Below are 13,479 nucleotides of genomic sequence, written 5' to 3' on the forward strand. Positions count from 1 at the left end.
TACATTGGTCTGGTGAAGAATTTAATCAACGAAGGTGAAGGACATATTTGGTGGAAAATATAAATAACGATGTACCACAGCATCAACCTTACCGAAATGAAAAGGTATTTAATTCCGGTAAGACAGCACTTGAGCTCAATTTTTCTGAGACAAATGGCAGTGTGAATCTTATCCTTGCGGGGCCTTTAGTATCGAAGCCGGGAAGTTTTGACTGGACTGGTCAAAAGGCCTTTTCAACAAAGCTGAATGATGATGAAGTGATCACCTTGTGTATGGCGTTTCTTCGCCTTACTCATGAGGCTGTTCTGAAAGATAAAAAAACAAAGCACCATAATAAGCAAGTCTACAAAAACGTAAAAGTTACTTTTGATGGTAAATCCACAGCAATGATGGAGGGGGGAGTTGTAGCTATCAACAAAGACGAGAGAGACATTAATTTTATACATAAAATTAGTATTGATCCTGCCGCTTGCCTTCGCTTAGGTCTTTTCCTCTTGTCCGTCATACTGGCCCGAAATCCAGGGGTTCCATCTGACGCGGTTCTAACGTGCATGCGTCTTAATGCAAATGCTCAACTACAAAAGTAACTTTTCTATCTTATCATTCCCGTTTTACGGGAATTTCAAAAAAAGATACTTCCCTTAATGGGGAAAATACGCTCGGTTCATAGGATACATTAGATGTAACTATGGACTGACCCCATGCCTGTAGACAAATTCTGTCCTCACGACGAGGACTGTCCGAAGGCCTCCGGACTGACGCCGCCGAGGTGACTGTGGCGCCGGGCTCGGTTGTACAACACTTCAATGTAATCGAAGATATCCGCCCGGGCCAGATCCCGGGTTTTGTATATTCTCTTCCTGATGCGTTCTTTTTTCAGTGAACTGAAGAACGATTCGGCCACCGCATTATCCTGGCAGTTGCCACGCCGGCTCATGCTCGGTGCCAGGTTATTGGCCCGGCAGAAGCGCTGCCAGTCGTCACTGCCGTACTGACTACCTTGATCGCTATGTACGATGACCTCGCCGTCCGGTTTTCGGCGCCAGACCGCCATCATCAGCGCGTCGAGCGCCAGTTCGCGCGAGAGAGTGGGTTTCATCGACCAGCCGACCACATTACGGGCAAAGAGATCGATAACCACCGCCAGATACAGCCAGCCCTGCCAGGTGCGGAGTAGAGTAAGAGGCAGGGCGTAGTCGGACTATTTCCCTGCCTCTCCTCTCCGAACCGGACGTGCACCTTTCAGCGCATCCGGCTCTCCATTTAAACGCTGGCGAACGCCATTGCCACTTTAGTGTAGCGCGATGTATACGTGTTTCTGGTTTCCGTCCTCAGGTAATGGTTACCTTCGGGCAGTCGCCAGCGAAACAGCTTCTTGCCTTGCCCCACCAACCGGTACAGCACTTCACCGCTGAGCTTACCGTGATTGGTTTTACCAAATAAAACCCACGTTTTGCTCTGACCCGGTTTCGGTGATTTACACCACCACCTCATCAGGGATGCGATACCGGTACGGTATTTACGGGCCAGCCAGTGCGCCAGCTTCCAGAACACGACACGATCAATATAACTGAACACACTGGCCTTAAAATCAACGAACTGATAGAACATGGCCCAGCCCTTCAGTTTCCGGTTGAGGGTCTCAACCATATCGACTTTGCTTTCACTGTAATTGCCCGATAACGCTGCCGTCAGCGATGCGGCGAAGTTTCTGGCTTTCTCCTTCGGGATCGTCGACACCACCCGCATATCACCGTAACGACTGCGTTTGCGGATGATCCTGTGACCCAGAAAGATAAAACCGTCGTTTACATGGGTGATCCTGCTCTTGTCCATGTTCAGCCTGAGTTTCAAGCTGTCTTCGAGCACACCCCGGCATTCTTCCCTGATGGCCTCCGCCTGTGCTTTGGTGCCCTTGACGATAAGTACGAAGTCATCGGCATAGCGACAGTAAGCAACGGCAGGTTTCCATTGCCAGTTTTCTCTGACCGCAGTACTCCGGCCCCGCTGGATACTGCTATTCCAGTACCAGCGATCCTTTCTGGCTTTCCCGCTCAGGTAGCGTTTATGCAGGTACTGATCGAACTCATTGAGCATGATATTCGACAATAACGGCGATATTACGCCGCCCTGCGGCACACCTTCACTGGCAGCCCGAAAGAGACCAACATCAATATGTCCTGCCTTGATGGTTTTCCACAGCAGAGTCATGAAGCGTGCATCACTGATCCTGCGGCGTACGGCTTTCATCAGCAGTCGATGGTGTACAGTGTCAAAGTAGCTGGACAGGTCACCTTCAATCACCCAGCGTCCCCGGGTTTCCCCACAGTCGGTGAGCTGTAATTTCACCGTGCGGATCGCGTGGTGGACACTGCGTTCAGGCCGGAAGCCATACGAGAGCGTATGAAAATCACTCTCCCATATCGGCTCCATCGCCATCAGCTTGCCCGCTGAACAATACGATCCCGCAACGCGGGGATACCCAGTGGTCGCAGTTTGCCGTTGCTTTTAGGGATGTACACCCGTCGGGCAGGCAGGGGCTGGTAGTGACCTGAGAGAAGTTCATCCCTGAGGATTTGCAGCTCAACAACCAGTCTGGCCTCCAGCTTTGTTTTGTTCACACCATCAACGCCGGGGGTATGAGCCCCTTTTGATGAGAGCGTGATCCGTGCAGCTTCCGCCAGCCATTCAGGTTGTGTTATCAGACGGAGCAGTCGTTCAATCCGTCGGGACGGATCGGCTGCTGTCCATGTGGCAAGCTTGCGTTGCATTTCGCTGATTATCAAAGGTCTTCACCCCGTTAGGTCAGTTAATTAACGTCGCAAACACATGTAAACTGCTTCCCTTCGCCATGTAATGGGCTTTCCCCATCGCGGACTACTACGGAAGCTCCGCCAGCCAGCGCGTCATTGGGGCCATGCCCCCTTAACATCCGTCGCTGACCTTCCCCGGTTTACCTGCCTGGACTCAGACATACTGAGGAGGCTGCCCGTCGCACTCTTTATCCTTGCTTGCCGCAAGTTGGCAGAAGTCAGCAACGCGAGTGTGCCAGACGCTGCTGTCCCGGTGTTTCGCATACCTGTCGAAACACCTTCGACCGGCAGTGCTTACATATCACTGCCGGTTCCTTCTGCACGACCTGTAAGATCACGTAGGTCGTGGTGACATTTTCAACCCACAGAGGCGGATTAACGGGTTCATGTTCTTCAGCCTTTCAGTACTCAACCTTGAGGATCATCTCGGCATAGTGATCTCGCCTCAATCCCCGTTGTCAGCGGGTTACATCACCCTGCAGGCATGCCGCAGGTCACTGCCGCTCAGGTTCTCCACCGTCACACCCAGTGGGATTGTTAGGCTTCTCGTCATGAGTTACCGGTTCAATATTCCAGGCAGACTCGTAGTTCATTTGAGCGTCCATGCTCGCCCTGAACTCCGGGCACACTATAAGTAATATCGTTGACCCAGACCTGGTTGGCCCGGACAACAGTGAACTGCCGCTGCACGCGATTAGGAGCAACGACTGAAGGCCTGCCAGCGATACGACGTGGCGCTATATAGCCGCGCACGGCTTTAATCCGGTTCAGTTGCATGATCCGACCCACCCGGATTTTTCCGCAGGTTTCCCCGATTTCGTTCAGATCGCCATGAACCCGCCGGTAACCGTATACGCCTCCGCTCAGAGAGTATGAGTCGTGGATAAGCATCAGCAGGCGCTGATTATCTTTATCAAGCGCTGAGACAGGGTTATGCAGCCACGCATAGTACCCTGCCCGGGCGACATTCAGTACCCGATACATCGTCATGACACCACATACAGTGCAGTGCTCATTGATAAAGCGGTACTTCAGTCGGGCTCCCTTGTAAAGTACCGCGCGGCCTTTTTTAGGATATCCCATTCTTCTTCGGTTCGTTTTAGCTGCGCCCGGAGTTTCAGGATCTCGCTTTTAGCTTCCAGTAAACCCCGGGCATACTGCTCGCTGTTATCAGGTTTGATAGCCCGTAGCCACTTGTAGAGGCTGTGTGCAGAAACACCCAGACGGTCAGATACTTCGGCGACGGAATAACCGCATTCCGTTATTTGACGGACGGCTTCTTCCTTAAATTCAGGTGTAAATCGTGGTGTGCCCATAGGCTCCTCCTGTGCTCACACTATAGGGCAGGATCGTCTACCGGGGCGGGGTCAGTCCAGCATTAGTCGGCGTAATGGCTATTATAGCCGTTGCATCTACCTGGTATCCAAAAGACCGTAAAATTAATTTTTATATTTTCCTGTTGAGTATAGTTACTTTTTTGGGACTGGTTGTTTTGGGATTTCTCAACTGGTTTATTGAAGGCTCAGTTTATGGGGCTCTTGTCAGCTGCGTATGTATTATTTTCCTCTGCATGACACGACTCCGGTTGATTGTGTATCGCTATAACGTCAAGTCGAGTGTTAAAAGAATTGTAGCTTCTGTTAAGGAGGGTAAAAGAGTTGCTTTCATTGCTCACCAAAATTTAGAGTTGAGGGATGTCGTGGTATCAATGTTCAGCTCAATGCTTCCAGAACAGTCGCGCGTGATACATGGTCCATTTGGTTTTGGCATGGATACTGAGATTGAATTCATTAAGAATCGAAACAGTGCTGACGAAGGTTATCTCGTTATTTTTCTTAATCAGCAAGACTCTTACTCATGGTTAAAATTTATCGCGGGTGATTCACCTGAAAAAGCAATTGCGTACAATTTTGACTTCATTCCTGATCTGGAGAGTGAAAATGAAACTAAATGAGACGTCTGGCGCATGTGATGATGTGCATCTAAATACATTTGTCATCGACCCTGCAACAGCCCGACGTTTTGAGTGCGTTAAAGAGATGGTTCGTAAGCAGGGGTCCAATAATATCGCGGAGCCAGAAATCATTGATGCCATATTGTCTGAAATAACAACAGCAGATGCTGCCGGAATTTTTATTGAGTACAAGTTAAAAACCACAAAACCTCTGCTTTCTACAGATTAGGGCTTTACAGAGCATTTTTTTATGTTTTCATATTCATAAATGAGAAAATGAGAACCAGTAAATTGAATATGATTTTAAAAGAAGAAATCGTTTTGGGCATCTACAGCTGGCTTCAAATGACTCCAGTCAGCATGCTGGTAAGGAACATAACCAGCGATCAGGGAGGGGATTACGCAATCGTCCGCTTTACCGTCGATAGCCGGGGGGTTCAGATGGGGCCTAAGGCTCAGGGCCAGCTTCTCTGTTCATTCGGATTCAATGTTAATGAATCCTGTGAGGCCGACACAAAAGACGGCCCAGCCCTCATAAAGGCAGAAATGATGAATGGCGTTATGCAGCTGGTTCCGGAATGCATTGAGCTCACTGACAGCCAAACCCAGGCAATCAGGAAAGAAGTATCCGTGTTTAACAGGGTTTGTGCAATGCAACTCCAGGGGGGACATGGGAATTCAAGGTCACTGTGGGAGAAAGAAATTCTTCCCCGGATGAAAGGCTGCAGACAACTACATTGAGGCAAGGCGATGAGCAAAGTGCATTGTATTAGTGGTATTACCTGGAAGAACTCCGATAGCGCGGCTTTCAAAGTATATGCCAGCATTGGTGCGGTATTAAGCATTGGCCTGATCACTGCTACCGTAAGGAACTATGAAATTCTACAACTGACTGTTCCGTATACCTGGTATGTCTTCTTCACTGTATTTTGGCTCTTGTTCCCGTCCTTTACGGTTTCTTTCCGTGAGCAGGAAGGGCGTTTATTCACCTCGATGGGCTTTTACGGGTTGAAACTGATCACGCTCGACCGTCCTGTCTCCGATGGGTACTGGCTGGTCACGATGGAGAAACAACGTTATCGCCTTGTCAGAGTATGCAGGGATGGGCGACGCCTGCCTGTATGGCTGACGTTTAAGTCTTTACCAGAGTTTGTTTAACGATTACCGTCGCACGTTCAGGAACACGATACGGGAGACGATATGAATACTGACTTTGCACATTACAACGAAGAGCAACTACGCAAACTCGGTGAGCTGCACAGTTTACTCCGTCATAGCGATATCGGATCATCTTACCTTGCCACGCTCCCGGAGCCCCGTAGTGTGGAGGAGTTGAATCCTCCACAGGAAATCAATGTGACTCATTCGGTGCCCGACGTAGACACCCTGGTGGATATTTACCGGCAGCAGCGGGTTGATAAAGTCCATGTCAGGGATGAACATTATTCAACCAAAATCACCCGAAAATATCCCGGGTTTGTTGTGGTTAAAAATAATCATGACGAAGTAATGTCGCTGGTGGGTGAAATCAACCGGCTTCGCGACAAATTTGCTGATGCTGTAAAAGGTATCACTCATTACCAGGACTCACGGTCAGAAATTCTGCACCAGATTTACCCGTGGCTGGTGACTTTACAGGTGTCCCGCAATATCCGGATCGTTACAGACAAAATTAGGTCCCTGGGGTTCACCTGGCAAATCCCTGTCATTCATAAATTCACCCGTCTGGAAACGGTAATAGACCGCCTACGCAGGGAGATAACTGAGCTCCAGCCGGATATCAATCTGACAAAACAGGATGTAGAGCGGTTGAAACATGAGCGGACCGGAGAAATCATGATGCTGTCGTTGCTGAATGATGAAGTGTGTAATGACGATGAATCATCGAGAAAATTTCGGCTTATCCGGGAAAGTAACTTTCCTGCTGTTAACGTCAATATCCGGTACACCAGTCCTGATGATCCGAATGACGTTCATGGGCCGTACAAACTCAACTTCCGCGCGCCTTTACCTTTAATTTTGTTCAGCGAACCGGACCGATTTAATCCGTTAAAAAATTACGTAAAGGGTGAAAGGCAGAAGCGCGGCAGTTTTCATGAAAAATATCGTTCTGTCCTGCCCCGTATAGGGCTGGTGGAAGTCATAAAGGAGTCGAGATGAGCCGGATTCTAACCGGTGTTTGTGAAGCTGATCCGGCCAGGAGGTTATACAAAGTGGCCGTCAGCCGGGGAAACACTTTTCTGTCTGCAAAAGAACGTTTCCGCGTACAGGTCTGTTTCAAAAATGCCATAACACATCCAGATGAAGATCGGCTGCTGGCCGAGCTGTTGACTGTTCATCACTTCCTGGCTGAAACCTCTATTTTATGGTACATGGAGCAAAAAACTTATGCTTGCTCCACGACCTGGGCCACCACGTCCACATGGCTACCTGATATCTATCAGCGTCAGGCCAGCACACCCAATGTGGTAAAGATTATCAAATTTATGCACGCCCGGTTTCCTGGCCTCAAAACGGTTGTAGAAACAAATGAGCAGGGCTATGAACAGGCGCTTACCAGTGTTGATTTTGAGATTCCTTACTGGCCAGAGCTGCCGAAATTTGACGCTGATATAGGAACGATACAAGTAACGATTAGCGGGATGATCCGTTACACAGAAACGATGAGCAATAAAAATTGTAAAAGCCCTCTCGACTTAATGATAAAAAGTTTTAAGTCAGGGTTGATCCCGATAGAGAAAATGCCGTTGAGCAAGACCGAAAGGCTTATGCCTCTGGATATGAAAGCCGTAGGTTTGATATTCACGCACGCAACATGGCCGAGGTTTCGTTACATTTTTGTACCGGACGAGGCGGGAATAATGAAACTGGTTAACGTGGTCAAATTAAGATTAAAACCTCTGGAGGAAAAATGACTTACGCGATTTTCTTGTTAGTAACTGCAGTTTGTGCATTCGGTTTAAATTATCTGACAAACAAAATATGTCCCGCCAGGTTGTGATTAATAAGAGTAGAGGCTCTAATGTACATGCCTTACGGTGTATCACATCGTTCCTCCTCCTTCTGGTCACACTCTGGCTTCCTGTCAAACCAGCCGTGATCAATCTGGCAGTAGAGTTTGCTGCACTGGTGAATTTTATTGCATCAGTCACTCTCTATACCGTTGCAAATTTAAGGGAGAAGCGGAGATTAAAAAAACAAAGAAAAGAAGAAAAAGCAGCTAAAAAAGGATAATCCATAATATCACCTATCATTTTCCTTCCTGAGACGCACCAGGACCAATTCGGGCACAGGCTAATGCACTTTCCCTGAGTCCTTCCTTATGAAGGCGTAGAGAAGGATTTAGCTATCTTGATGACGATTTTCGCGATTACCTGTTTGGTTTCGAATTTTTTCAGAAGTCGGGCGCAATAATAGCCTTTGTTTTTAATGTTTCATCCGGAGGTTTAATGAATAATAAAAGAACGATTACCACACGAGAGCAGATTAAAATTAATGGGGAAATTCGTGAGAGAACAGCAACCCATATTGTTACAGGTGCTCATGGGTACGAAACCCTTTGCATAAGTGGTTATATTGTTGACACAAACGAGATGGGTGAGGTTATCCATAACAGCGAAAAATTAGCGGAAGATTTGTTACCTGTTACTTGTCCTACATGCAGGGTCATTTGGAATCACACGCATGAATTTACACACGATGATTTTGACAGTCTTTCAGGTAAAGGGGATTTTGTTGTGACAGATTTGAAAGAACTGAATATCTGAAAAGTTCATAAGTGACCAGCGCTCAGTAACATGTTGCTGAGTGCTGGTGTTCCTCTTAGTAAAATCTATATATCGTCCAGATGATTACGCATAAAGCTTACCATGGCTTTTTCACTGGCAAGATATCCACGGATATAACGGAAGACCATCTTTGGATCAGACCAGTTCCCCATCTCGGTAATCTTTTCCAGGGAGTACCCGGCTTTAAACAGCTCTATGGCTCCCCCCACACGCACACTGTGTCCTGTCCATGTCCGGTACCGCCCGGACTGTCGGTTACTGTCGCCGACCTTCCCGGCAATCCCCCAGAGACGTGCAAATGCCTGGTTCAGTGAATTAGAGGACAGCATACCAACATCTTCCCGTGATACCTTTGATTCATTTTGTAGCTGCGTCAGTAACCCCTGACTGAATCCTGCTTTGACCAGCATCCTGTCTATGGATTTACCCCGTGATAGCTTACTGCTGGTGGGTGGGAAATATCGGTTTGTATGGATGTTCACAGGCTGAAAAAGAAAACGGTGCCCGAAGGTTTCAGTATCGGTGTATTCCACAGTCTCAATCAACTGTCTGATATGCTGACTGCATTGTGGTGAGAGCTGAAATGTCAGGTTACTTGAAAGGTTTGTCTTGGTCCGCATGACGTCCAGAAGGTAACAGGACGTGTCATTTTGCCATTTCAGGTCGCCGGTTTTAATCCTTCGAATTTCCACGTTACGCAGCAGGGTTTCAAACCCAACCCATATCATTGCAAGGTCCCGTATGTCTCTCAGGTCGTCGCTTTTATGCAGTGACCGGCGAAGAATATTGAGATCGGATATTAGAAATGGAAGGGCCTGACCGGTGACGATTTTTTTCTCATTCTCCCGCGCCCGCCATACCTGAACCAGTGCTTTTATCAGAACGTTGCGGAAGTCTGGAAAACCCAGGCTGCTGTTTACGCTTGAAAGGCATGCAATAAAATGAGAGATGGTCGCCATTTTAACGGATCCATTCAGCCCATTAATATAGCGCTCGACATCAACTGCTGTGACGGGGAAGGGGGTCAGGCCGTGCCTGGCGCACCATGCAGACCAGACACTCGTGACCCTTAACTGACTTCTTGCCGTATTGTAACGGCGAAACCGTAACAGCTTGAGTGCTTCCAGAGCGCTCATGTCATCGGTTCGTGCAATCGCAACCAGCTTAGTTTTATCTGTCATGGGAAGATCTCATGTCTTATCAATGGCACTGTTTTTATAACCAGTATAGTAACATTGTTTTTTTTCAAATCCAGGGAGAATGGGAAATTAATCAAGATGCTTCTCTTGCCTGTCTGTGGTACTTCGTTTAATGTTTTCGATAATAGCCATTGTTTTTGGACATGCCCCGGAGCGTTGTTGTTGAAAAGCCTAAATGTCCACAGTAGCCTGAGAGAAACCTATCTCCTGAAGTTCAGGAAGTGCAGCACGACAGAAACTCTCGATAAAGTTTTTGAACGTATCCTGGATAAATTAAATGATGAAGGAGGAGATATAAATAAGATAACCAGCTTGAATGGAGCGTATGATCACCGCAGAGCTGAGATCTACATGAAAAAAATCTATGACAAAATACCTGCCTCTGTGTGGCATCTCATCCCCGATGAGATCTGAATAATGTAAATAAGGCACTGTTATTCCATGTTTGATAGAAGCGAATAATGTAGAATTCTTTTATTCGTTTTTAACGAGGAATATTCATGCGACGTAATTCACAAAAATGGATACCATTTGGATTCGATACGGTTTCAAATAAAATTGTTGATATCGCCAGCGTTGAGAATGGCCTTTCTTACAACTGTGTCTGTCTCATTTGTGGAACATCCCTGATTGCAAAACAAGGTAAAAACCAAAAATGGCATTTTAGCCACAGCACAGAAGTAAAAGGGGTTTGTAGTGAGCTCACACTACAACATATAAAAAAATACATAAAGGTTAAAATACAGGAAAAAAAATACCTTGCTCTTCCTCATCTACTGCAAGGTAAGGAGAAAGGGATCGTTAACCTCAAAAATCTCGCTGGTGGTGGGATTATTTGTGGCCTTAATGCTGACCTCATAGGGTTATGTAACGATACGACAATCGGGATATTCGTTAATGATACGTCGGAGGATATCCAGCCAAATCCAGACCTTTTAGCTCAAACAGGCCAGCTGGCGCTAGTGGAGATCGATGCCGTTCGGATTGAAAGTATCATCACTCCATATCGTGAGAACGGGGAAGGCATAAAGATGATGGATACGATAGAAAAGCTACTTTTCACCTCAGATGAAGCCAAGCGGTGGATCTACCATCCCTTAATGCAGACAGCACAACCACATACCTTACATCAGTACAAACGCCACCTGAATGCCAGCGGCAACCAGCTGCTTTCTATGATTCCGGTAGATCTACCCATGAATATGAATTCGTTGCCTCTGGCACCTGCACAGCAATGGCAACATTTACGATGGACAATAGAAATACTCGCTAAACTTACCCGGGCGGATATACCTTCAGGGAGTACCGTTTTTGATGAACTGGTATCTTATGCACCGAGGATGCTGGATTCCTGGGAATCTATAAACGTACCCGCGTATGAACGTTGGTACGATTATTACATCAGTAAAAGGGGAGAGGGAGTACTGAATGAGGCGGAGCAGGAATACATTAGCTTCATAGTTAAAATCGCGAACTGGAACGTGTCTATACATAACTTACCAGAGTTTGATCGCGAGAGAGCTTTCTATGATTGGTTTCTCACTCATGATCCCAATAAGTGATCTTCTCAATCTACGTCAGGTATCTTTTCCTAAGCCGAGGATGTAGATAGTAAAGCAGTTTCTCCGCAGTAGGTTTTCCACAGGATAGATCCAATAACTGATCCATAAAGGATCCAGAGAGTACCAAAAAGATCCCGGATCGCTGGAGGCCCTGTCCCGCTTGGCTTGGAAGGTGATCGGTGTCTATTGTATGCTACGAAATGTCTACTGTAATCTACAAACAGTCTACTGAATGCTATATATTGTCTATTGTGCGCTATAAAAGTGTCTACTGTATGCTATATTTTTGATGGTTATTCAAAACTTAGGGCTTAAGGGAAATGTCTAACAAAATCAATGAGTCATACCTAAATGTAGAAGAAATAAATCAGACTACTGGTGAAGTTATCACACTTTCTTCCACATCGGAGACCAGTGTACAGACAGTTCCTCTGATGCGTTTGGGGGTCTTTGTACCAACATTAAAATCGACGAACAAAGCGATCGCTAAGAAAAGCAATGTCGGATCAAACATCAACGCGTCAGACGATCTTAGGCATCTGGAGCTAGCCAAATCCGAAGGGTTTGAAAGGATTACCATTTCAGGTCCAAGGCTAGACATGGATACGGATTTCAAGGTTTGGACAGGAATCATATCGGTACTGACCGATAATGAACTCGAGTCTAACGAGGATGGGACTATCTCGATCCGATTTACTGAGTTTGCTATGCGATGTGGTTTTTCTCGTGGACGTCTGAAGGCTGAATTTCGGGAAAAAATCAAAGATTCGCTCAGGAAACTGATGTCTAATGTTGTTGAATTCTCCAAGGACAGAGGCACAAACATTGAAGTCACTAAGTTTGTTCAGCTCATTGGTGAGTCAACCGTGGACATTGGTAATGACAAAGTTATCCTCACTCCGTCGAAAACGCTTAAGGATCTGTATGTTGGTGAATACAAGATCCTGCTTAAGCTGAGAGCCCTTAAAGCCCTTGCAAGGAAAGAGTCAGCCCAGGCCCTTTATACGTTCATTGAGGCTCTGCCACCTAATCCGATCCCTGTCAGCATTGAGAGGTTCAGGAAGCGTTTGTCCCTCACTTCCAGACCTGCTCTTCAGAATTCAACGGTAAGAAAAGCACTTAAGCAACTGGAGGACATTGGATACCTTGAATACCAGGAGCTTAAGGAAGGCAACAAGATAGCGTTTCAAATCATCAAGAGAAATCCCTCCCTGAAGTAGAAAGTCCTACGACAATCGCTCTGAGGGGGCTTACGGGCCCTCTTCAGTCGAACCCGGGGATTGTTCTCTACAAAGTGCTATCGGATTGTACGTTAAACACACCAAAAGTAACGCTGACATGTCGTAACACCTTCCAACTTCAGTGAAAGTTTTTGAAAACGTAGTGGCTCAGCTGAAACTGCCGGTGAATTTCACATCAGGTTCCTAAGAAGGAAAGTAACTTTTCTTTTTTGCCATGATGCATGAGCTTGATGGTTAGGAGACTGGAAAAGCGTTTCAAAAATATCCTGACCATGAACGTTGCCGTCAGGAGCGCAGTAATATCGCTGTGTCGGGGGGGTTATGGTCATAAAATGCTGTTCCCTGCGTATTTTTAACCTGCAACCTGTTTTTCAGGCGCACTTACCCCGCAGCCTGTGCCAGAAGCCATCGTTTCCGGTCGATGTTATGCAGCCTTTCTGCCACCAACTCCGTGGCGTGTCTGCCGGCCTGTGCGCTGGTAAAGCGCAGCCGGTTACCGCACAGGATGCATTTGTACGGGTCCGTGCGCAGGAACGCCTTCATCAGCGCGGCGAAGCCGGGCTGTTCCGGTTTTTTCCGCGCCTCCATCTCCAGAGCTTCGTACACCTTCGGCAGCAGCTCTCCCCGTTTCCGGTTGGATAAAAAACCGTAGTAGCGCACCATTTTAAAATGCTTTGCCGGCACGTGGCTGATATAGCGTCCGATCATCTCTTCCTGGGTCAGCGTCTGCTGCCGGTACTGGTGCGTACGGTGGTCGTAATAGTGGTGCACCACCGCGCCGCCGCTGTAGTGCCGGAGCTTCGCCGCCGACACCGGTGGGCGCTTCAGGTACCGGCCGAGGTATTTGACGCTTTTCCAGGCGCCCCGGGTCTTCTTCGCAAAATGGACCTTTCAGCGTCGCCTGTACTGCGCTTCCAGATAG

At 47.3% G+C, this 13,479-nt stretch carries 12 protein-coding genes and 4 pseudogenes; 11 read left to right on the forward strand and 5 right to left on the reverse strand.

Going from position 1 to position 13,479, the window contains the following annotated elements:
* The first annotated feature begins 50 nt into the window (after positions 1-50).
* Positions 51-587, forward strand: coding sequence for a plasmid transfer protein (locus CW267_RS12175; RefSeq protein ID WP_100781569.1), 537 nt, complete (start codon positions 51-53; stop codon positions 585-587).
* Between the two features lie 137 nt (positions 588-724).
* Here the strand turns inward: CW267_RS12175 and CW267_RS12180 are convergent.
* The 3 pseudogenes from CW267_RS12180 to CW267_RS12195 form a co-directional block, all read right to left on the reverse strand.
* Positions 725-1,183 (reverse strand): annotated as a pseudogene (locus tag CW267_RS12180) (IS3 family transposase); the annotation flags it as partial.
* Positions 1,184-1,263: 80 nt separating this feature from the next.
* Positions 1,264-2,771: pseudogene (gene ltrA, locus CW267_RS12185) on the reverse strand (group II intron reverse transcriptase/maturase).
* A 672-nt stretch (positions 2,772-3,443) separates the two neighbouring features.
* A pseudogene (locus tag CW267_RS12195) lies at positions 3,444-4,129 on the reverse strand (IS3 family transposase); the annotation flags it as partial.
* Positions 4,130-4,203: 74 nt separating this feature from the next.
* Between CW267_RS12195 and CW267_RS12200 the strand changes: the two are divergent.
* The 7 genes from CW267_RS12200 to CW267_RS12235 all read left to right on the forward strand — a co-directional run bounded on the left by CW267_RS12200 (position 4,204) and on the right by CW267_RS12235 (position 8,534).
* A complete protein-coding gene (locus CW267_RS12200) occupies positions 4,204-4,767 on the forward strand; it encodes a hypothetical protein (RefSeq protein WP_206053237.1) in 564 nt (187 codons plus the stop codon).
* Positions 4,754-4,996 (forward strand): hypothetical protein, encoded by a 243-nt coding sequence (locus CW267_RS12205; RefSeq protein WP_100781570.1) that lies wholly within the window; start codon positions 4,754-4,756, stop codon positions 4,994-4,996. Before CW267_RS12200 ends, CW267_RS12205 begins: the two co-directional genes overlap by 14 nt.
* Positions 4,997-5,043: 47 nt before the next feature.
* A complete protein-coding gene (locus CW267_RS12210; RefSeq protein ID WP_032720854.1) occupies positions 5,044-5,508 on the forward strand; it encodes a hypothetical protein in 465 nt (154 codons plus the stop codon).
* 9 nt (positions 5,509-5,517) lie between these two features.
* Positions 5,518-5,925 carry a hypothetical protein gene (locus tag CW267_RS12215; protein ID WP_032720853.1) on the forward strand — a complete coding sequence of 136 codons (408 nt, stop codon included), beginning with the start codon at positions 5,518-5,520 and terminating at the stop codon, positions 5,923-5,925.
* 42 nt (positions 5,926-5,967) lie between these two features.
* A complete protein-coding gene (locus CW267_RS12220; protein ID WP_100781571.1) occupies positions 5,968-6,927 on the forward strand; it encodes a DNA replication terminus site-binding protein in 960 nt (319 codons plus the stop codon).
* A complete protein-coding gene (locus CW267_RS12225; RefSeq protein WP_100781572.1) occupies positions 6,924-7,682 on the forward strand; it encodes a hypothetical protein in 759 nt (252 codons plus the stop codon). Before CW267_RS12220 ends, CW267_RS12225 begins: the two co-directional genes overlap by 4 nt.
* 534 nt (positions 7,683-8,216) lie before the next feature.
* The gene (locus tag CW267_RS12235) at positions 8,217-8,534 is read left to right on the forward strand and encodes a hypothetical protein (protein WP_100781573.1); all 318 of its coding nucleotides are present in this window, start codon (positions 8,217-8,219) and stop codon (positions 8,532-8,534) included.
* Between the two features lie 65 nt (positions 8,535-8,599).
* Here CW267_RS12235 and CW267_RS12240 read toward each other — a convergent pair whose 3' ends face one another.
* A complete protein-coding gene (locus CW267_RS12240) occupies positions 8,600-9,736 on the reverse strand; it encodes a tyrosine-type recombinase/integrase (RefSeq protein ID WP_012540205.1) in 1,137 nt (378 codons plus the stop codon).
* Positions 9,737-9,913: 177 nt separating this feature from the next.
* Between CW267_RS12240 and CW267_RS12245 the strand changes: the two genes are divergently transcribed.
* From CW267_RS12245 to CW267_RS12255, 3 genes are all read left to right on the forward strand, one after another.
* A complete protein-coding gene (locus tag CW267_RS12245) occupies positions 9,914-10,168 on the forward strand; it encodes an Hha/YmoA family nucleoid-associated regulatory protein (protein WP_004117854.1) in 255 nt (84 codons plus the stop codon).
* An 86-nt stretch (positions 10,169-10,254) separates the two neighbouring features.
* Positions 10,255-11,316, forward strand: coding sequence for a hypothetical protein (locus tag CW267_RS12250; RefSeq protein WP_100781574.1), 1,062 nt, complete (start codon positions 10,255-10,257; stop codon positions 11,314-11,316).
* A 320-nt stretch (positions 11,317-11,636) separates the two neighbouring features.
* Positions 11,637-12,536 (forward strand): RepB family plasmid replication initiator protein, encoded by a 900-nt coding sequence (locus CW267_RS12255; RefSeq protein WP_004026560.1) that lies wholly within the window; start codon positions 11,637-11,639, stop codon positions 12,534-12,536.
* A 402-nt stretch (positions 12,537-12,938) separates the two neighbouring features.
* Here CW267_RS12255 and CW267_RS12260 read toward each other — a convergent pair.
* Positions 12,939-13,433: pseudogene (locus CW267_RS12260) on the reverse strand (transposase); the annotation flags it as partial.
* Positions 13,434-13,479 lie beyond the last annotated feature (46 nt).

This window comes from Klebsiella sp. X1-16S-Nf21, from assembly GCF_002837615.1.
GTDB classification, from domain to species: Bacteria; Pseudomonadota; Gammaproteobacteria; order Enterobacterales; family Enterobacteriaceae; genus Klebsiella; species Klebsiella variicola.